Origin of the sequence: Flavobacterium macrobrachii, assembly GCF_014486675.1 — a bacterium.
GTDB classification, from domain to species: domain Bacteria; phylum Bacteroidota; class Bacteroidia; order Flavobacteriales; family Flavobacteriaceae; genus Flavobacterium; species Flavobacterium macrobrachii.
This window is the reverse complement of the sequence record NZ_JACTAC010000151.1, coordinates 1-1,389: the sequence shown is the minus strand read 5'-3', so window position 1 is coordinate 1,389 and position 1,389 is coordinate 1. Positions and strand designations below refer to the sequence as shown.

General features: G+C 38.6%; 1 pseudogene. It reads left to right on the top strand.

Going from position 1 to position 1,389, the window contains the following annotated elements:
• Positions 1-1,389 (top strand): annotated as a pseudogene (locus IAI56_RS15655) (hypothetical protein); the annotation flags it as partial.

Genomic DNA, 1,389 nt, shown 5'->3' with positions numbered 1-1,389 from the left:
GGCAGCATCACCATCACAGTAAACACAGCACCAGTTATTACAACTCCAACAGTATTTGTTGTTTGTGATGACAGTTTAGACAATGACGGTTTTAATTGTTTTGATTTAACCCAAAAGGATTCAGAAGTTTCTACCGATCCAAATGTTGTTATAACTTACCACGAGACCTTAACCAATGCTCAAACTGGATCAAACCCACTAACAGGTTTATATTGTAACATAAATCCAGGTAGTCAAGATATATTTGTAAGAGCAAGTTTTACAGGCTCAACAGCCTGTTACAGTGTTACTCAATTTCAGTTAAAAATTAATTCATTACCACTACCAAATCCAGTAATTACGGACTATGAGTTGTGTGATTACAACAGCAGTGGAGATGAGGAAGAAGTCTTTGTTTTAAATACCAAAACAGCAGAGATAGCTAATGGACAAACAGGAGTAACAGTAACGTATTATGAAACTCAAGCCGATGCTCAAAACCAAGTAAACAGTTTACCAAACAATTACACCAATACAAGTAATCCACAACAAATTTGGATTAACATTCGTGATAATGCGACAGGATGTAATACAGTTGGTTCATTTAATTTAGTAGTAAATCCATTACCGCTGACTGCAGTGCCACTACCAATCTTCCAATGTAGTAATGGAGCAGTGACCACAGCCACTTTTGATTTAACTGTAAACGAGTCAGTGACCACAGCAGGAGCAACGGGTATGATTGTAAGTTATTACAACACATTAGTAGATGCCCAAACACCATCTAGCATAATAACCACTCCATTATCCTATTTAGGAAGCGATAATGAAACCGTTTATGTTCGAGTAGAAGATAGCGCAACGGGCTGTTACAGTGTTACAACCCAATTATTAAGAGTAACACAAGGACCAGTTGCTATAACTCCAACACCACTAGAGCGATGTGATCCAAATAATGATGGATTTGAAGTATTTGATTTGACTTTAGCAACCAACCAAATAGCAGGAGGAAGTGTACCACCAGGAGTAACGGTAACGTACCACGAAACCCCAACCGATGCGTTACTTGGTTCCAATCCAATTTTAGGACCTTATCCAAACATAGAGCCAAATCAACAAACGATTTATGTAAAAGTTTTCTATACTACGACAGGCTGTTCAAATTATGTTCAGCTCGAGTTAATCGTCAACCCAACGCCGGAAGCGACCGAGCCGACGGATTACCATTTATGTGATTACACAGGTGCTGTAGGTTATGAGAGTTTTGATTTAACGAGTAAAATAACGGAGATATTGGGAAGTATCAATGCTGCTACACATACCGTAACATTCTACACTGATTTACCCCAAGCCCAATTAGGAACCGGAAATATTACCAATGTAACGGCCTATATCAATGGAACGATAGAC